Genomic DNA, 18,288 nt, shown 5'->3' on the forward strand with positions numbered 1-18,288 from the left:
CCCAAGGCTAAATACTCCCTAGTGATCGATAGTGAACCAGTACCGTGAGGGAAAGGTGAAAAGCACCCCGGAAGGGGAGTGAAAGAGATCCTGAAACCGTGTGCCTACAAATAGTCAGAGCCCGTTAACGGGTGATGGCGTGCCTTTTGTAGAATGAACCGGCGAGTTACGATCCCGTGCGAGGTTAAGCTGAAGAGGCGGAGCCGCAGCGAAAGCGAGTCTGAATAGGGCGTTTAGTACGTGGTCGTAGACCCGAAACCAGGTGATCTACCCATGTCCAGGGTGAAGTTCAGGTAACACTGAATGGAGGCCCGAACCCACGCACGTTGAAAAGTGCGGGGATGAGGTGTGGGTAGCGGAGAAATTCCAATCGAACCTGGAGATAGCTGGTTCTCCCCGAAATAGCTTTAGGGCTAGCCTTAAGTGTAAGAGTCTTGGAGGTAGAGCACTGATTGGACTAGGGGTCCTCATCGGATTACCGAATTCAGTCAAACTCCGAATGCCAATGACTTATCCTTAGGAGTCAGACTGCGAGTGATAAGATCCGTAGTCAAAAGGGAAACAGCCCAGACCGCCAGCTAAGGTCCCAAAGTGTGTATTAAGTGGAAAAGGATGTGGAGTTGCTTAGACAACTAGGATGTTGGCTTAGAAGCAGCCACCATTTAAAGAGTGCGTAATAGCTCACTAGTCGAGTGACTCTGCGCCGAAAATGTACCGGGGCTAAATACACCACCGAAGCTGCGGATTGATACCAATGGTATCAGTGGTAGGGGAGCGTTCTAAGGACAGTGAAGTCAGACCGGAAGGACTGGTGGAGTGCTTAGAAGTGAGAATGCCGGTATGAGTAGCGAAAGACGGGTGAGAATCCCGTCCACCGAATGCCTAAGGTTTCCTGAGGAAGGCTCGTCCGCTCAGGGTTAGTCAGGACCTAAGCCGAGGCCGACAGGCGTAGGCGATGGACAACAGGTTGATATTCCTGTACCACCTCTTTATCGTTTGAGCAATGGAGGGACGCAGAAGGATAGAAGAAGCGTGCGATTGGTTGTGCACGTCCAAGCAGTTAGGCTGATAAGTAGGCAAATCCGCTTATCGTGAAGGCTGAGCTGTGATGGGGAAGCTCCTTATGGAGCGAAGTCTTTGATTCCCCGCTGCCAAGAAAAGCTTCTAGCGAGATAAAAGGTGCCTGTACCGCAAACCGACACAGGTAGGCGAGGAGAGAATCCTAAGGTGTGCGAGAGAACTCTGGTTAAGGAACTCGGCAAAATGACCCCGTAACTTCGGGAGAAGGGGTGCTTTCTTAACGGAAAGCCGCAGTGAATAGGCCCAAGCGACTGTTTAGCAAAAACACAGCTCTCTGCGAAGCCGTAAGGCGAAGTATAGGGGGTGACACCTGCCCGGTGCTGGAAGGTTAAGGAGAGGGGTTAGCGTAAGCGAAGCTCTGAACTGAAGCCCCAGTAAACGGCGGCCGTAACTATAACGGTCCTAAGGTAGCGAAATTCCTTGTCGGGTAAGTTCCGACCCGCACGAAAGGTGTAACGATTTGGGCACTGTCTCAACCAGAGACTCGGTGAAATTATAGTACCTGTGAAGATGCAGGTTACCCGCGACAGGACGGAAAGACCCCGTGGAGCTTTACTGTAGCCTGATATTGAATTTTGGTACAGTTTGTACAGGATAGGCGGGAGCCATTGAAACCGGAGCGCTAGCTTCGGTGGAGGCGCTGGTGGGATACCGCCCTGACTGTATTGAAATTCTAACCTACGGGTCTTATCGACCCGGGAGACAGTGTCAGGTGGGCAGTTTGACTGGGGCGGTCGCCTCCTAAAGTGTAACGGAGGCGCCCAAAGGTTCCCTCAGAATGGTTGGAAATCATTCGTAGAGTGCAAAGGCATAAGGGAGCTTGACTGCGAGACCTACAAGTCGAGCAGGGACGAAAGTCGGGCTTAGTGATCCGGTGGTTCCGCATGGAAGGGCCATCGCTCAACGGATAAAAGCTACCCCGGGGATAACAGGCTTATCTCCCCCAAGAGTCCACATCGACGGGGAGGTTTGGCACCTCGATGTCGGCTCATCGCATCCTGGGGCTGTAGTCGGTCCCAAGGGTTGGGCTGTTCGCCCATTAAAGCGGTACGCGAGCTGGGTTCAGAACGTCGTGAGACAGTTCGGTCCCTATCCGTCGTGGGCGTAGGAAATTTGAGAGGAGCTGTCCTTAGTACGAGAGGACCGGGATGGACGCACCGCTGGTGTACCAGTTGTTCTGCCAAGGGCATAGCTGGGTAGCTATGTGCGGAAGGGATAAGTGCTGAAAGCATCTAAGCATGAAGCCCCCCTCAAGATGAGATTTCCCATAGCGTAAGCTAGTAAGATCCCTGAAAGATGATCAGGTTGATAGGTTCGAGGTGGAAGCATGGTGACATGTGGAGCTGACGAATACTAATAGATCGAGGACTTAACCATATAATATGTAGCAAATGTTATCTAGTTTTGAAGGAATATGCCTTCATAGTTTGGTGATGATGGCAGAGAGGTCACACCCGTTCCCATACCGAACACGGAAGTTAAGCTCTCTAGCGCCGATGGTAGTTGGGACCTTGTCCCTGTGAGAGTAGGACGTCGCCAAGCAAGAACCTAAGTTATTTTGACTTAGGTTTTTTTGTGTTTATTTTTATTTACCGAATGCTATAATCCATAAATTTAATAAAGCTACAGACGAAAAAAGAATGAAATAGAGACTCTTTAAAATAATAGTAATGATTTTTTGTGTTCCTGATTTTCCTAATGTCGCTAAAGTAATACTTAAAATAGGACACATTATTTCTATCATAAGTATATATTTTAAATAATGAGGTGCTATAAATAAATATTTAATAATTACAGAAATTACTGCAATAGAGAAAAATAAATAGGATAATAGCATAGTTCTTTCTTTAACAGTTATCCTCCTTAGAAATTAAATCGTTATAATAATACAAGAGTATATATATTTTGATTAAAAACATACTGAAGTGCTATTTAAACGATAAATACATAAAATAGATCTCTAGAAATATATATTCTAATTCCCTTTTCTTCTTGTATATAGTTGCAATTCTTCTTTTGAATATAACTAAAACACGAACGTTATTGACTGCTAATAAAAAAACATTCGATTATTTATTGACATTGTTTATGAAATATTGTTAATATAGCCATAGAAACAATAATATAAGACCTCATATAATCGCGGGGATATGGCCTGCAAGTCTCTACCTAACGACCGTTATTCGTTAGACTATGAGGGAAAGTCACTCGGTATTTTTCTATTCACAAGGGATACGTATGCCTGAGTAGAGCGCTTTCTCTCATAGTAAAAGAGAAACTGTTCTATTTCAGGCTTTTTTTATTTGAATCGGGGGGATTCTAATATGAAATCACTAGTTGGAGTCATAATGGGAAGTACGTCAGACTGGGAAACAATGAAATATGCTTGTGACATTTTAGATGAATTAAATATACCGTATGAGAAAAAAGTTGTATCCGCTCATCGGACTCCGGATTATATGTTTGAATATGCAGAGACGGCTCGTGAACGTGGATTGAAAGTTATTATTGCTGGAGCTGGTGGAGCAGCACATTTACCAGGAATGGTTGCAGCGAAGACAAATCTTCCTGTAATTGGAGTTCCAGTTCAATCAAAAGCATTAAACGGCTTAGATTCATTATTATCCATCGCCCAAATGCCAGGAGGTGTTCCAGTTGCAACTGTTGCAATTGGTAAAGCCGGTTCAACGAATGCTGGATTACTTGCCGCACAAATACTTGGATCATTTCATGATGATATACATGATGCATTAGAATTGAGACGAGAAGCGATTGAAAAAGATGTGCGTGAAGGTAGTGAGCTAGTATGACGAGAATCATTTTACCTGGAAAAACAATCGGTATTATTGGAGGCGGCCAGCTAGGAAGAATGATGGCATTGGCAGCTAAGGAGATGGGATATAAAATTGCTGTTTTAGATCCTACAAAGCATTCGCCATGTGCACAAGTTGCTGATATTGAAATTGTTGCACCATATGATGATTTAAAAGCAATTCAGCATTTAGCAGAGATAAGTGATGTTGTCACATATGAATTTGAGAATATTGATTATAGATGTTTACAATGGCTTGAAAAACATGCGTACTTACCACAAGGTAGTCAGTTGTTAAATACAACGCAAAATCGTTTTACAGAAAAGAATGCGATTGAGAAGGCTGGGTTACCAGTAGCAACGTATAGATTAGTTCAAAATCAAGATCAGCTTACAGAAGCAATTGCTGGGTTATCATTCCCTTCCGTCTTAAAAACGACGACAGGTGGATATGATGGGAAAGGGCAAGTTGTTTTAAGAAGTGAAGCTGATGTTGAGGCAGCAAGAAATCTTGTGGATAAAGCAGAATGTATTTTAGAGAAATGGGTGCCTTTTGAAAAAGAAGTATCAGTTATTGTGATTCGTAGTGTAAGTGGTGAAACAAAAGTGTTTCCAGTAGCAGAAAATATTCATGTAAATAACATTTTACATGAATCTATCGTTCCAGCTCGCATTACAGAAGAGCTTTCTCAAAAAGCAATTGCGTATGCAAAGGTACTTGCGGATGAATTAGAACTTGTGGGAACACTAGCTGTAGAGATGTTTGCTACAGATAATGGTGAGATTTATATTAATGAATTAGCGCCAAGACCTCACAATTCAGGACACTATACACAGGATGCATGTGAAACGAGTCAATTTGGTCAACATATTCGAGCAATCTGTAATTTACCTCTAGGAGAAACAAATTTGTTAAAACCAGTTGTCATGGTAAACATTTTAGGCGAACATATAGAAGGGGTCCTAAGACAAGTGAATAGATTAACCGGGTGCTATTTACACTTGTATGGAAAAGAAGAAGCAAAAGCACAGCGAAAAATGGGGCATGTTAATATTTTAAATGATAATATTGAAGTCGCTCTAGAAAAAGCGAAGAGTTTGCATATTTGGGACCATCAAGAACAACTGTTGGAGGGAAAAAGATGATTAGTCGTTATACACGCCCTGAAATGGGTGCGATTTGGACGGAAGAGAACAAATTTAAAGCGTGGTTAGAAGTTGAGATTTTAGCTTGTGAAGCATGGGCTGAGCTTGGCGATATTCCAAAAGAAGATGTTAAAAAAATTCGTGAACATGCATCATTTGATATTGATCGTATTTATGAAATTGAAAAAGAAACACGTCATGACGTAGTTGCATTCACTCGTGCTGTATCAGAAACGCCAGCATTAGGCGAAGAACGTAAATGGGTTCATTACGGTTTAACATCTACAGATGTAGTAGATACAGCATTATCTTACATCTTAAAACAAGCGAATGAAATTATATTAAAAGACTTAGAGAACTTTGTAAGCATTTTAGCTAACAAAGCGAAAGAGCATAAATACACAATCATGATGGGAAGAACACACGGTGTTCATGCAGAACCAACGACATTTGGTTTAAAACTTGGTCTTTGGTATGAAGAGATGAAACGTAACGTAGAGCGTTTCAAACAAGCTGCTGATACAGTTCGTGTTGGTAAACTATCTGGTGCGGTTGGTACATATGCAAATATCGATCCATTCGTAGAAAAATATGTTTGTGAAAATTTAGGATTAGAAGCAGCACCAATTTCAACACAAACATTGCAACGTGATCGTCACGCACACTACATGTCAACACTTGCACTAATTGCAACATCTATCGAAAAGATGGCAGTTGAGATTCGTGGTTTACAAAAGAGTGAAACACGTGAAGTTGAAGAAGCTTTCGCAAAAGGTCAAAAGGGTTCTTCTGCAATGCCACATAAACGTAATCCAATTGGTTCTGAAAATATGACTGGTTTAGCTCGTGTTATCCGCGGTTATATGATGACAGCTTACGAAAATGTTCCATTATGGCATGAGCGTGACATTTCTCACTCTTCGGCAGAACGCGTAATTTTACCAGATGCTACAATCGCATTAAATTACATGTTAAATCGCTTTGGTAATATCGTTAAAAACTTAACTGTATACCCAGAGAATATGAAACGTAATATGACAAGAACATACGGCTTAATTTATTCTCAGCGCGTAATGCTTACACTAATCGACAAAGGTATGGTACGTGAAGAAGCTTATGATATCGTACAGCCTAAAGCGATGGAAGCTTGGGAAACACAAGTACAATTTAAAGAGCTTGTAGAAGCTGATGAGCGTATTACAAGCAAGTTAACACAAGAAGAGATTAATGAATGCTTCAACTATGAGCATCATATGCAACACGTTGATACAATCTTTGAACGCCTTGGATTAAACGAAGCGTAAAATTTCATATGGCACAGAATAGAGTCATTCTGTGCCATTCTTTATAAAAATATTATTCACATTTTTCAAACTACAGGGGGCTTGCGAAATGCAAAAGCTAGAATTGCTGTATGAAGGTAAGGCAAAAAGAATTTATCGTACAGAATCAGCAGATATGGTTTGGGTAGAGTACAAAGATAGTGCGACTGCTTTCAATGGGGAGAAAAAAGAGACGATTACAGGAAAAGGTCGTTTGAACAATGAAATTACAACTTTATTGTTCAGAAAGTTACAAGAAGTGGGAATTAAAACACATTTTGTTGAGAAGTTATCTGAAACAGAACAACTTGTTAAAAAAGTGAGTATTATTCCTTTAGAAGTTGTCACAAGAAATGTAATTGCAGGAAGTCTTTCAAAACGATTAGGAATGGAAGAGGGAACTGTACTTGCAGAACCAATCGTAGAATTTTACTTCAAAGATGATGATTTAGGAGATCCGCTTGTAACGGAAGATCATATTCGTGTATTAAACGTTGCATCGCCAGAGCAAGTAAGTGTATTACGAGATATGGCTCTACAAATCAATCAAGTGTTGATTGATCATTTCGCAAGCTGTCGTGTAAGATTAGTAGATTTCAAATTAGAGTTTGGTGTAACGGAAGAAGGAGAAATCATTTTAGCGGATGAAATTTCACCAGATACTTGCCGTTTATGGGATGAAACGAGCAATGAAAAGTTTGATAAAGATGTATTCCGTCGTGATCTTGGAAATTTAACAGATGCTTATGAAGAGATTTTAAAACGTTTAGGGGGAATTTCACATGTATAAAGTTAAGGTATATGTAACATTAAGAGAAAGCGTATTAGATCCACAAGGAACAGCAGTAAAAGGAGCACTTCATAGTCTTTCATTCACAGAAGTACAAGACGTTCGAATCGGAAAGTACATGGAACTAACAATTGATAAATCTGTATCTGATTTAGATAGCAAGGTAAAAGAAATGTGTGAAAAACTATTAGCGAACGTTGTAATGGAAGACTTCCGTTATGAAGTTGAGGAGGTTGTCGCACAGTGAAATTTGCCGTAATAGTATTTCCGGGTTCGAACTGTGATGTCGATATGTTCCATGCAATTAAAGATGAGCTTGGCGAAGAAGTAGATTACGTTTGGCACGATACAGAGAATTTAGATGAATATGATGCAATTCTACTACCAGGTGGATTTTCTTATGGTGACTACTTACGCTGCGGTGCTATCTCTCGCTTTGCTAATGCAATGAAAGCAGTGCAAAAAGCTGCTGAGCAAGGAAAGCCGATTTTAGGTGTATGTAATGGATTCCAGATTCTTGTTGAATCAGGATTACTACCAGGAGCGTTAATAAGAAACGAAAACTTAAAATTTATGTGTCGCACTGTTCAGTTACGTGTTGAAAATAATGAAACGATGTTTACATCACAATATGAAAAAGATGAAATAATTAATATTCCAATCGCGCATGGTGAGGGGAATTACTATTGTGATGAAGCGACTCTTAAACAATTAGAAGAGAACAATCAAATCGCATTCCGTTACGTAGAAAACCCTAACGGTAGCGTTTCAGATATTGCTGGTATTGTAAATGAAAAAGGAAATGTACTTGGTATGATGCCGCACCCAGAGCGTGCTGTAGATGAATTACTTGGCGGTGCTGAAGGGTTAAAAGTCTTTCAATCTATCTTAAAACAGTGGAGGGAAACATATGTCGTTAATGCTTGAACCAAATCCAACACAAATTAAAGAAGAGCGTATATATGCGGAAATGGGGCTAACAGACGAAGAGTTTGCCATGGTTGAAAAGATTTTAGGTCGTCTGCCAAATTATACAGAAACAGGGTTATTCTCTGTAATGTGGTCTGAACATTGTAGTTATAAAAATTCAAAACCAGTTCTTCGTAAGTTTCCAACTACAGGTGAGCGCGTTCTGCAAGGACCTGGAGAAGGTGCTGGAATTGTAGATATCGGTGATAATCAAGCAGTTGTATTTAAAATGGAAAGTCATAACCATCCTTCAGCTATTGAACCATATCAAGGAGCTGCAACAGGTGTTGGTGGTATTATTCGTGACGTATTCTCTATGGGAGCACGCCCGGTAGCTCTATTAAACTCACTTCGTTTCGGTGAATTACAGTCACCACGTGTGAAATATTTATTCGAAGAAGTAGTAGCAGGAATTGCAGGATACGGTAACTGCATCGGTATTCCGACTGTTGGCGGCGAAGTACAATTTGATCCATGTTATGAAGGAAATCCACTTGTAAATGCAATGTGCGTAGGTTTGATTAACCACGAAGACATTAAAAAAGGGCAAGCGCACGGTGCTGGTAACACAGTAATGTACGTAGGAGCATCAACTGGTCGTGACGGTATTCACGGTGCAACATTCGCGTCGGAAGAACTATCTGAAAGCTCAGAAGCGAAACGTCCAGCGGTTCAAGTAGGGGATCCATTTATGGAAAAGCTTCTTATTGAAGCGTGTTTAGAATTAATTCAATCCGATGCACTTGTCGGAATTCAAGATATGGGTGCGGCTGGTTTAACATCATCATCTGCAGAAATGGCAAGTAAAGCAGGAATGGGTATTGAAATGTACTTAGATGATGTACCACAGCGTGAAACAGGAATGACACCATATGAAATGATGCTATCTGAATCACAAGAGCGTATGTTAATTGTCGTGAAAAAAGGTAGAGAACAAGAAATAGTAGATTTATTTGAGAAGTATGGTCTTGCAGCGGTTACGATGGGGAAAGTAACAGAAGATAAAATGCTTCGTTTATTCCATAAAGGTGAAAAGGTAGCTGAAGTTCCAGCAGATGCTTTAGCAGAAGAAGCACCAATTTATCATAAGCCATCAAAAGAAGCAGCATACTTTGCTGAATTCCAAGCAATGAAAATGGAAACGCCAAAAGTAGAAAATTATAAAGAAACGTTATTCGCTTTATTACAGCAACCAACAATTGCAAGTAAAGAGTGGGTATACGATCAATACGATTACCAAGTTCGCACAAGCACAGTTGTTACGCCAGGTTCAGATGCTGCAGTTGTACGTGTACGCGGTACAGAAAAAGGATTAGCAATGACGACAGATTGTAACTCTCGCTACATTTATCTAGACCCAGAGATGGGCGGTAAAATTGCAGTAGCAGAGGCAGCGCGTAATATCGTATGTTCTGGCGGAGAGCCACTTGCAATTACAGATTGCTTAAACTTCGGTAACCCAGAAAAACCAGAAATCTTCTGGCAGATTGAGAAATCAGTAGACGGTATGAGTGAAGCTTGTCGCACATTACAAACACCAGTTATCGGCGGAAACGTATCGATGTATAACGAGCGTAGTGGTGAAGCTGTATATCCAACACCAACTGTTGGAATGGTCGGACTTGTGCATGACTTAAAACATGTAACAACACAAGAGTTTAAGCAAGCTGGTGATTTAGTGTATGTAATTGGTGAGACGAAAGCTGAGTTTGGCGGAAGTGAATTACAGAAAATGATTCACGGCAAAATTTTCGGTCAATCACCAAGTATCGATTTAGATGTAGAATTAAAACGCCAAAAACAAGTATTAGAAGCAATTCAAGCTGGTCTTGTTCAATCTGCACATGATGTTGCTGAAGGTGGTTTAGCAGTTGCGATTTCAGAAAGTGCAATTGGTGCTAAAGGCTTAGGTGCTACTGTGAAATTAGATGGAGAAGCAACAGCAGCATTATTCGCTGAATCACAGTCTCGCTTCGTGATAACTGTAAAACGTGAAAATAAAGAGGCGTTTGAGAAAGTGGTAGAAGCAATCCAAGTTGGAGAAGTAACAAGTACAAATGAAGTAACAATTCATAATGAAGAAAATGAAGTATTACTTACAGCAAATGTAGATGAAATGAGAAAGGCTTGGAAAGGGGCAATCCCATGCTTGCTGAAATAAAGGGGTTAAACGAAGAATGTGGCGTTTTCGGAATTTGGGGGCATGAAAATGCAGCACAAGTTTCATACTACGGATTGCACAGTTTACAGCACCGTGGGCAAGAAGGCGCAGGCATTGTCGTAAATAATGGGGAAAAAATCGTCGGTCACAAGGGGTTAGGTTTAATATCAGAAGTGTTTTCAAGAGGTGAGCTAGAAGGATTAAATGGAAAATCAGCAATCGGACATGTACGATATGCAACAGCTGGTGGAAGTGAAGTTGCTAACGTTCAACCATTGTTGTTCCGTTTTTCCGATCATAGTATGGCGTTAGCTCATAACGGAAATTTAATTAACGCAAAAATGCTTCGTCGTGAATTAGAAGCAGAGGGCAGTATTTTTCAAACTAGTTCAGATACAGAAGTACTTTTACATCTTATTAAACGTAGTACGAAAGATTCTTTAATTGAAAGTGTAAAAGAAGCTTTAAACAAAGTGAAAGGTGCGTTTGCGTATCTTTTACTAACTGGAAATGAAATGATCGTTGCATTAGATCCGAATGGGTTCCGTCCGCTTTCAATTGGAAAGATGGGGGATGCTTACGTTGTAGCATCTGAAACATGTGCTTTTGATGTAGTAGGTGCAACATACATTCGTGATGTAGAACCGGGTGAATTACTTATCATTAATGATGAAGGAATTCACGTAGATCGTTTCACAAATGATGTAGAACATGCAATTTGTAGTATGGAATACATTTACTTTGCACGACCAGATTCTAATATTGCAGGCGTTAACGTTCATGCAGCACGTAAGAATATGGGGAAACGTTTAGCGGCAGAAGCTCCTATTGAAGCAGATGTTGTTACTGGTGTACCAGACTCTAGTATTTCAGCTGCGATTGGCTATGCGGAGGCGACAGGTATTCCATATGAGTTAGGATTAATTAAAAATCGTTACGTTGGACGTACGTTTATTCAACCTTCTCAGGAACTGCGAGAGCAAGGGGTTAAGATGAAGCTTTCCGCAGTAAGAGGTGTAGTTGAAGGGAAACGAGTTGTTATGATTGATGACTCTATCGTAAGAGGAACGACAAGTAAACGAATTGTTCGTATGCTTCGTGAAGCTGGAGCGACAGAAGTTCACGTAAGAATTGCTTCACCACCTCTGAAATATCCATGTTTCTATGGCATTGATATTCAAACGAGAAAAGAATTAATTGCAGCAAATCATACAGTAGAAGAAATCCGTGAAATGATCGGAGCAGATTCTTTAACATTTTTAAGCGAAGATGGATTAGTAGATGCAATTGGACGTCCATATGAAGGGAAATATGGTGGCCTATGCATGGCTTACTTTAATGGGGACTATCCAACAGCTCTTTATGATTATGAGCAAGAGCTTTTAGAAAGTATGAAATAAGAAAAGTGAAACAAGCTTCTACTTCTTTTGATGTAGAAGCTAGCTCCTTTCTTAAAATAGCCCGCCCTGGATGGGGAGAAATTAAAAGACGAGGTGTAAATAACGATGGCGAATGCATATAAGCAAGCAGGAGTAGATATTGAAGCTGGATATGAAGCGGTATCTCGCATGAAAAAACACGTACAAACAACTATGAGAAAAGAAGTACTAGGCGGTTTAGGCGGTTTTGGAGGTATGTTTGATCTATCAAAATTTGCATTAGAAGAACCTGTATTAGTATCTGGAACAGATGGCGTGGGAACGAAATTGATGCTCGCTTTTATGGCAGATAAACATGACACAATTGGTATTGATGCAGTAGCGATGTGTGTAAATGATATTGTTGTCCAAGGAGCAGAGCCGCTTTTCTTCCTTGATTATATTGCTTGTGGTAAAGCTGAACCTAGTAAAATTGAAAACATCGTCAAAGGTATATCAGAGGGCTGTCGCCAAGCTGGTTGTGCATTAATCGGTGGAGAAACAGCTGAAATGCCAGGAATGTATTCTACGGAAGAATATGATTTAGCTGGTTTTACAGTTGGGATTGTTGATAAAAAGAAAATTGTAACAGGTGAAAAGATTGAAGCTGGTCACGTGCTAATTGGCTTAGCATCTAGCGGTATTCATAGCAATGGTTACTCTTTAGTACGAAAAGTGTTACTAGAAGATGGAGAACTATCTTTAGAGCGTATTTATGGCCGCTTAGAACTACCTCTTGGTGAAGAATTATTAAAACCAACGAAAATTTATGTCAAACCTATTTTAGAACTATTGAAGAAACATGAAGTATACGGTATGGCGCATATTACAGGTGGCGGATTTATTGAAAATATTCCACGCATGTTGCCAGAAGGAATCGGTGCTGAGATTGAACTAGGATCTTGGGAAATTCAGCCGATCTTTAGTTTGCTTCAAGAAGTTGGAAAACTGGAAGAAAAAGAAATGTTCAATATTTTTAACATGGGTATTGGTATGGTAGTAGCAGTGAAGGAAGAAGATGCAAAAGATGTTGTTCGTCTTCTTGAAGAGCAAGGAGAAATGGCTCGTATTATTGGACGTACTATACAAGGAGCTGGCGTTACTTTTAATGGGGGCACAGCACTATGAGTAGATTAGCAGTTTTTGCTTCTGGAAGCGGATCTAACTTTCAATCTCTCGTTAATGCGGTAGAAGAAAAAAGATTGGATGCAGAAATTAGTTTATTAGTATGTGATAAACCAGAAGCACGCGCTGTTGGACGGGCAAATTATCATCATATTCCGTGTTTTGCTTTTTCAGCGAAAGCATATGAGTCAAAAGAAGCATTTGAAAAAGAGATATTAAAGAAGCTAGAAGAATATGAAATTGATTATGTTATTTTAGCTGGATATATGCGGTTAATCGGGCCGACGTTACTAGAAGCATACGGCGGGAAGATTATTAATATTCATCCATCATTACTACCGAGCTTTCCGGGTAAAGATGCTGTCGGTCAAGCGTTAGAAGCAGGTGTGAAAGTAACTGGAGTAACAATTCATTATGTAGATGCAGGTATGGATACAGGGCCAATTATTGCGCAAGAAGCAGTGGTTGTTTCTGAAGGGGATACGAGAGAAAGTTTACAAAAGAAAATTCAACAAGTTGAACATAAATTATACGTAAATACAGTGAATCAAATTGTTCAGTCTGTGAAAGAATCAACTGTTAACTAACATACAACCAGGGGTGAAGGATAAATGAAAAAGCGTGCATTAGTAAGTGTTTCAGATAAAACAGGAGTAGTAGAATTTGTTAAAGGGTTACTAGAACAAGGGATTGAAGTTATTTCAACAGGTGGTACGAAAAAGTTACTAGAAGAAAACGGTTTACAAGTAATTGGTATTTCTGAAGTAACTGGTTTCCCTGAAATTATGGATGGCCGTGTGAAAACGTTACATCCAAATATTCATGGTAGTCTATTAGCAGTTCGTGATAATGAAACACATGTAACACAAATGAATGAATTAGGTATGGAGCCAATTGACTTTGTTGTTGTTAACTTATATCCATTTAAAGAAACAATCGCTAAGCCTGATGTAACATTTGCTGATGCAATTGAAAATATTGATATCGGTGGCCCGACAATGATTCGCTCTGCTGCGAAAAATCATAAATTCGTATCTGTAATTGTAGATCCAGTAGATTATGATATTGTGTTAGCAGAACTGAAAGAGAACGGTGAAGTAGCAGAGGAAACAAAACGTAAACTAGCAGCGAAAGTATTCCGTCATACAGCAGCGTATGATGCGTTAATTTCTAACTACTTAACAGAGCAAATGGGTGAAGAAAGTCCAGAAACATTAACGGTGACATTTGAGAAAAAGCAAGACTTACGCTATGGCGAGAACCCACATCAAAAAGCAACTTTCTATAAAGCGCCATTCGCAGCAACGTCTTCTGTTGCATACGCAGAACAATTACACGGTAAGGAATTATCGTATAACAATATTAATGATGCAGACGCAGCGCTTAGCATCGTAAAAGAATTTACAGAACCAGCAGTAGTAGCAGTAAAGCATATGAATCCATGTGGTGTTGGAGTAGGAACTAATATTCACGAAGCATATACTCGTGCTTATGAAGCAGATCCAGTATCAATCTTCGGCGGTATTATTGCAGCAAATCGTGAAATTGATAAAGCTACAGCAGAAAAGTTACATGAAATTTTCTTAGAAATTGTTATCGCACCTTCGTTCTCGCAAGAAGCTTTAGAAGTGTTGCAAAGTAAGAAGAACTTACGTTTATTAACTATAAATATTGAAAAAGCGACAAGTGCAAGCAAAAAACTAACTTCTGTACAAGGTGGACTTCTCGTTCAAGAAGAAGATACGTTATCATTAGATGAAAGTACAATTTCAATTCCAACGAAACGTGAACCTTCAGAGCAAGAATGGAAAGATTTAAAACTAGCTTGGAAAGTTGTAAAACATGTGAAATCAAACGCAATTGTTTTAGCGAAAGATGACATGACAATTGGCGTCGGTGCGGGACAGATGAACCGTGTAGGTTCTGCAAAAATCGCAATTACACAAGCTGGTGAAAAAGCACAAGGTAGCGCACTTGCATCTGATGCTTTCTTCCCAATGCCAGATACATTAGAAGAAGCAGCAAAAGCAGGAATTACAGCAATCATTCAACCAGGCGGATCAATCCGTGATGAAGATTCTATTAAAGTGGCAGATACTTATGGGATTGCTATGGTGTTCACTGGCGTACGTCATTTCAAACACTAATAGAGGATGTTTAAAAAGTCCGGTCGAGATAACCTTTTATTGATATGAAAAAGCAAACTAGGAGCATAGCTTCTAGTTTGTACTTATTTAATTATTGGGGGATGAAATATGAATGTTTTAGTAATTGGCCGCGGTGGGCGTGAGCATGCTTTAGCTTGGAAGTTTGCACAATCTGAAAAAGTAGAAAAGGTATATGTAGCACCAGGTAATGAAGGTATGAGAGATGTTGCAACACCAGTTGATATTGATGAAAATGATTTTGATGCATTAGTTTTATTTGCAAAAGAGAATAATGTTGAGTTAACTTTCGTTGGACCAGAAATTCCGCTTATGAATGGAATTGTTGATTGTTTTAAAGAAGAGGGACTTCGCGTATTTGGTCCGAATAAAGAGGCTGCTGTTATTGAAGGTAGTAAAGCTTTTACAAAAGAGCTTATGAAAAAGTATGATATTCCAACTGCGGCGTACGAAACTTTTACAGATTATGAAGAAGCAGTACAGTACATTCAAAAAGTTGGTGCACCAATCGTTATTAAAGCTGACGGCCTAGCTGCGGGTAAAGGGGTAACGGTAGCAATGACGCTTGAAGAGGCATTACAAGCTGTGAAAGAAATGCTACAAGATGTGAAATTCGGCGCGGCAAGTAAGAAGGTCGTTATTGAAGAGTTTTTAGATGGACAAGAATTTTCATTAATGGCATTCGTGAATGGAACAACTGTACATCCAATGGTAATCGCCCAAGATCATAAAAGAGCTTTTGATGGTGATAAAGGTCCAAATACGGGCGGAATGGGTGCATATTCTCCAGTACCACAAATTCCAGAATCAGCAGTTCAAGAAGCGATTCAAACCGTATTACATCCAACTGCTAAGGCGATGATTGCAGAAAACCGTTCGTTTACAGGTATTTTATACGCAGGTCTTATTTTAACAAATGATGGTCCGAAGGTAATTGAATTTAATGCACGCTTCGGTGATCCTGAAACAGAAGTTGTATTACCTCGCTTAGAAAATGATTTAGTTGACGTATGTAACGCTGTATTAGATGAAAGTGAACTAACGTTACAATGGTCAGAAGAAGCTGTAATCGGTGTTGTACTTGCTTCTAAAGGATATCCAGAAGCATATAAAAAAGGTGATATTATTAGTGGGCTAGATGCACTGCAAGATGTGATTGTTTTCCATGCAGGTACAGCAATGAAACATGGGGACTTTGTAACGAACGGTGGCCGTGTATTATTTGTTGCTTGTAAGGCAAATAGTTTACAAGAAGCAAAAGATAAAGTATATAAAGAAATCGGTAAAATTGAGAGTGATGGTCTATTTTATCGAAGTGATATAGGCTATCGTGCAATTGGGCATGAGATGACGAAAAGTTAATATGTAAAAATCCCGCTGAGGAATCAGCGGGATTTTTTATGCATCTTTATCTTTTTTTAATTTCCCTTTTTGCTTTGCCATTTCTCGAAGTAAATACTCGATGTGTGCATTGACGCTACGAAATTCATCATTTGCCCATTTTTCGATGACTGCGTGTAATTCAGGATCAATACGTAATGGAAAGCTTTTCTTTTTAGCCATAATTACTTATAGCCCTTAGTACAGGCTTCCTGTATTAATAACTGGTTGCGCACCTTTATCTGAAACGATGGCAACTAATAAGTTGTTTACCATATTTGCTTTACGCTCGTCATCGAGTTCTAGTACGCCTTCTTCATCTAACATATGGATGGAATCTTTCGCCATCTTCACAGCACCTTCAACAATTTCTTTTCTAGCAGCTAATACTGCTTTTGCTTGCTGGCGTTGTAGCATTGCATGGGCAATTTCTGTTGCGTAAGCTAAGTGCGTTAAACGAGTTTCTAATACTTCTACACCAGCAATTTCAAGACGCGCCTCTAACTCACGTTTTAATTCTTCAGAGATTTCTTCAGTATTTCCGCGTAACGTAACGCAGGTTTCATCTTGGAAATTGTCATAAGGATATTTTGTTGCAACATGGCGGATTGCCGTTTCGCTTTGAATTTCTACAAATCGATCATAATGTTCAACACCAAACATTGCTTTTGCAGAATCAACAACTTTATATACGATAACAGCTGCAATTTCAATTGGATTTCCATCAACGTCATTTACTTTTAATTTTTTACTGTTAAAGTTTTCAACACGTAAAGATACAGTTTGACGGAATGCGAACGGAATCGTTAAAAATAAACCGTTTTGACGAATTGTTCCTAAATAATTACCGAAGAACGTAATAACCTTCGCTTGATTCGGTTGAACAATACCGATACCTGTAGCGAGAACTGCGGCTAATATAATAGTTAGTGCCGCTCCTATGAAAATTTCTTGTGCAAGGAAAAATACACCGATAGCAGCTAAAATCAAAATTCCAATAATACCGAGAAAACCATTTACATAAAATACTTGTTTTTCTTTCATATGATCGCCTCCTGATATAAAAATGATATCACTTTTATATCATTTTAAGCAAGAGGTATGCACCTAATTTTCTGAATTTTATTGATTGATATCTTTTATATACATTTTAAGGTCGAAAAAGAGAATGTACGTTCTGTTTTGTGGTAAAATAAAGAAGACTTAACCGCCCACTGCAGCAGCTAAGTCCCTTTGAGAGCATCTTGCATCGTGACAAATGATTCAAAGCGGTTTTGCCAGGATTATATTTTCAATCGCTGACTCAATCTCTTTGTCAGAAGCGTCATAACTTCCTTTTGACTTTGGCTTGTCATGAGTGGAAGTTTGATTCACTTCTTCTTTAGCATGTCCTTTTTCAGCAAAATTCATGCTAGGCATTTTAAATGCCCCCATATTCATGTATTTTCCGAATTTCCACATTTCAACAACAGGGCAGAAACGAACAATTCCTTCTGCAACTTTCATTGCACCAATCCATAGAAAAATGTTAGACCAAGTGCACCACGGCTTGCGTACAAGTTTAGTTGCACTACATCCGAAGAGGACAAGCCCAAGTGTAATTCGAATTAGAGCGTTTATTGTCCCGATATTTTGCTTCATTAGAAAAACACTCCTTTTTATGAAAGTTGAAATAGATAATACTATTTCTTTTATTAGTATCCCGTTTGATTTTTGGGATATGTAATCCAACATTTGACGTGGAAAAAGATGTTGGAATGTGCGTGTGTGTAAGTAACTTTTTTTGTTATAATGAAAGAATGCATAAAAGGAACTTCAAAATTAAATCCTCTAGTTTAAAAAATATGGAAGAGGTAATTCCAAACTTAATTCTCCGTTTTAAACAAATATTTAAGATGAAGTTAAAACAATAATGATGAA

Annotated in this window: 16 protein-coding genes, 2 rRNA genes and 1 riboswitch (1 of these 19 running past the window's edge); of the genes, 14 read left to right on the forward strand and 4 right to left on the reverse strand. The window is 39.5% G+C overall.

Annotation, left to right across the window (positions count from 1 at the left end):
- A 23S ribosomal RNA gene (locus tag V6946_RS01610) occupies window positions 1-2,458 on the forward strand; it begins 446 nt to the left of the window's first position.
- Between the two features lie 48 nt (window positions 2,459-2,506).
- Window positions 2,507-2,622 (forward strand): 5S ribosomal RNA (gene rrf, locus V6946_RS01615).
- A 43-nt stretch (window positions 2,623-2,665) separates the two neighbouring features.
- Here the strand turns inward: rrf and V6946_RS01620 are convergent.
- Window positions 2,666-2,917, reverse strand: coding sequence for a hypothetical protein (locus V6946_RS01620; RefSeq protein ID WP_016121498.1), 252 nt, complete (start codon window positions 2,915-2,917; stop codon window positions 2,666-2,668).
- 275 nt (window positions 2,918-3,192) lie between these two features.
- Window positions 3,193-3,294, forward strand: a riboswitch (purine riboswitch).
- A 110-nt stretch (window positions 3,295-3,404) separates the two neighbouring features.
- Between V6946_RS01620 and purE the strand changes: the two genes are divergently transcribed.
- The 12 genes from purE to purD all read left to right on the forward strand — a co-directional run bounded on the left by purE (window position 3,405) and on the right by purD (window position 16,350).
- Complete coding sequence (gene purE / locus V6946_RS01625; protein WP_000839365.1) at window positions 3,405-3,890, forward strand: 5-(carboxyamino)imidazole ribonucleotide mutase; 486 nt, start codon at window positions 3,405-3,407, stop codon at window positions 3,888-3,890.
- A complete protein-coding gene (gene purK, locus V6946_RS01630; protein ID WP_000196774.1) occupies window positions 3,887-5,038 on the forward strand; it encodes a 5-(carboxyamino)imidazole ribonucleotide synthase in 1,152 nt (383 codons plus the stop codon). Before purE ends, purK begins: the two co-directional genes overlap by 4 nt.
- Complete coding sequence (purB, locus tag V6946_RS01635; RefSeq protein ID WP_000625682.1) at window positions 5,035-6,342, forward strand: adenylosuccinate lyase; 1,308 nt, start codon at window positions 5,035-5,037, stop codon at window positions 6,340-6,342. The genes purK and purB overlap by 4 nt, the downstream gene beginning before the upstream one ends.
- 88 nt (window positions 6,343-6,430) lie before the next feature.
- Window positions 6,431-7,150, forward strand: a complete 720-nt coding sequence (gene purC / locus V6946_RS01640) for a phosphoribosylaminoimidazolesuccinocarboxamide synthase (protein ID WP_001170544.1) — start codon at window positions 6,431-6,433, stop codon at window positions 7,148-7,150.
- On the forward strand, window positions 7,143-7,397 hold the full coding sequence (gene purS / locus V6946_RS01645) for a phosphoribosylformylglycinamidine synthase subunit PurS (protein ID WP_000278823.1): 255 nt from the start codon (window positions 7,143-7,145) through the stop codon (window positions 7,395-7,397). Before purC ends, purS begins: the two co-directional genes overlap by 8 nt.
- Entirely contained in the window at window positions 7,394-8,077 is a 684-nt protein-coding gene (gene purQ / locus V6946_RS01650) for a phosphoribosylformylglycinamidine synthase subunit PurQ (RefSeq protein WP_000666774.1), read from the forward strand. The genes purS and purQ overlap by 4 nt, the downstream gene beginning before the upstream one ends.
- Window positions 8,061-10,280, forward strand: a complete 2,220-nt coding sequence (gene purL / locus V6946_RS01655; protein ID WP_000055564.1) for a phosphoribosylformylglycinamidine synthase II — start codon at window positions 8,061-8,063, stop codon at window positions 10,278-10,280. Before purQ ends, purL begins: the two co-directional genes overlap by 17 nt.
- Window positions 10,265-11,680: an amidophosphoribosyltransferase gene (gene purF, locus V6946_RS01660; protein ID WP_000879025.1), complete on the forward strand. Its 1,416-nt coding sequence runs from the start codon at window positions 10,265-10,267 to the stop codon at window positions 11,678-11,680. The genes purL and purF overlap by 16 nt, the downstream gene beginning before the upstream one ends.
- A gap of 105 nt (window positions 11,681-11,785) precedes the next feature.
- Window positions 11,786-12,826, forward strand: coding sequence for a phosphoribosylformylglycinamidine cyclo-ligase (gene purM, locus V6946_RS01665; protein WP_001262439.1), 1,041 nt, complete (start codon window positions 11,786-11,788; stop codon window positions 12,824-12,826).
- The gene (gene purN / locus V6946_RS01670) at window positions 12,823-13,410 is read left to right on the forward strand and encodes a phosphoribosylglycinamide formyltransferase (protein WP_000088589.1); all 588 of its coding nucleotides are present in this window, start codon (window positions 12,823-12,825) and stop codon (window positions 13,408-13,410) included. Before purM ends, purN begins: the two co-directional genes overlap by 4 nt.
- 24 nt (window positions 13,411-13,434) lie before the next feature.
- Complete coding sequence (purH, locus tag V6946_RS01675) at window positions 13,435-14,970, forward strand: bifunctional phosphoribosylaminoimidazolecarboxamide formyltransferase/IMP cyclohydrolase (RefSeq protein ID WP_366982050.1); 1,536 nt, start codon at window positions 13,435-13,437, stop codon at window positions 14,968-14,970.
- Between the two features lie 108 nt (window positions 14,971-15,078).
- Entirely contained in the window at window positions 15,079-16,350 is a 1,272-nt protein-coding gene (gene purD / locus V6946_RS01680; protein WP_006926239.1) for a phosphoribosylamine--glycine ligase, read from the forward strand.
- A gap of 36 nt (window positions 16,351-16,386) precedes the next feature.
- On the opposite strand, the gene V6946_RS01685 is transcribed toward purD, so the two are convergent.
- From V6946_RS01685 to V6946_RS01695, 3 genes are all read right to left on the reverse strand, one after another.
- Window positions 16,387-16,551, reverse strand: coding sequence for a toxin-antitoxin system HicB family antitoxin (locus V6946_RS01685; RefSeq protein WP_001085171.1), 165 nt, complete (start codon window positions 16,549-16,551; stop codon window positions 16,387-16,389).
- A 15-nt stretch (window positions 16,552-16,566) separates the two neighbouring features.
- A complete protein-coding gene (locus tag V6946_RS01690; protein ID WP_000660669.1) occupies window positions 16,567-17,412 on the reverse strand; it encodes an SPFH domain-containing protein in 846 nt (281 codons plus the stop codon).
- 219 nt (window positions 17,413-17,631) lie between these two features.
- The gene (locus V6946_RS01695; protein ID WP_000812346.1) at window positions 17,632-18,009 is read right to left on the reverse strand and encodes a DUF2892 domain-containing protein; all 378 of its coding nucleotides are present in this window, start codon (window positions 18,007-18,009) and stop codon (window positions 17,632-17,634) included.
- Window positions 18,010-18,288: the final 279 nt, after the last annotated feature.

Source organism: Bacillus sp. PPSBB_2, from assembly GCF_045291115.1.
In the GTDB taxonomy this organism is placed as follows: Bacteria; Bacillota; Bacilli; order Bacillales; family Bacillaceae_G; genus Bacillus_A; species Bacillus_A cereus.

What these genes read in the sequence shown, in the direction of transcription:
- V6946_RS01620 (WP_016121498.1), bottom strand. Translation starts at nt 2,917, where the DNA reads ATGCTATTATCCTATTTATTTTTCTCTATTGCAGTAATTTCTGTAATT.
- purE (WP_000839365.1), top strand. Translation starts at nt 3,405, where the DNA reads ATGAAATCACTAGTTGGAGTCATAATGGGAAGTACGTCAGACTGGGAA.
- purK (WP_000196774.1), top strand. Translation starts at nt 3,887, where the DNA reads ATGACGAGAATCATTTTACCTGGAAAAACAATCGGTATTATTGGAGGC.
- purB (WP_000625682.1), top strand. Translation starts at nt 5,035, where the DNA reads ATGATTAGTCGTTATACACGCCCTGAAATGGGTGCGATTTGGACGGAA.
- purC (WP_001170544.1), top strand. Translation starts at nt 6,431, where the DNA reads ATGCAAAAGCTAGAATTGCTGTATGAAGGTAAGGCAAAAAGAATTTAT.
- purS (WP_000278823.1), top strand. Translation starts at nt 7,143, where the DNA reads ATGTATAAAGTTAAGGTATATGTAACATTAAGAGAAAGCGTATTAGAT.
- purL (WP_000055564.1), top strand. Translation starts at nt 8,061, where the DNA reads ATGTCGTTAATGCTTGAACCAAATCCAACACAAATTAAAGAAGAGCGT.
- purF (WP_000879025.1), top strand. Translation starts at nt 10,265, where the DNA reads ATGCTTGCTGAAATAAAGGGGTTAAACGAAGAATGTGGCGTTTTCGGA.
- purM (WP_001262439.1), top strand. Translation starts at nt 11,786, where the DNA reads ATGGCGAATGCATATAAGCAAGCAGGAGTAGATATTGAAGCTGGATAT.
- purN (WP_000088589.1), top strand. Translation starts at nt 12,823, where the DNA reads ATGAGTAGATTAGCAGTTTTTGCTTCTGGAAGCGGATCTAACTTTCAA.
- purH (WP_366982050.1), top strand. Translation starts at nt 13,435, where the DNA reads ATGAAAAAGCGTGCATTAGTAAGTGTTTCAGATAAAACAGGAGTAGTA.
- purD (WP_006926239.1), top strand. Translation starts at nt 15,079, where the DNA reads ATGAATGTTTTAGTAATTGGCCGCGGTGGGCGTGAGCATGCTTTAGCT.
- V6946_RS01685 (WP_001085171.1), bottom strand. Translation starts at nt 16,551, where the DNA reads ATGGCTAAAAAGAAAAGCTTTCCATTACGTATTGATCCTGAATTACAC.
- V6946_RS01690 (WP_000660669.1), bottom strand. Translation starts at nt 17,412, where the DNA reads ATGAAAGAAAAACAAGTATTTTATGTAAATGGTTTTCTCGGTATTATT.
- V6946_RS01695 (WP_000812346.1), bottom strand. Translation starts at nt 18,009, where the DNA reads ATGAAGCAAAATATCGGGACAATAAACGCTCTAATTCGAATTACACTT.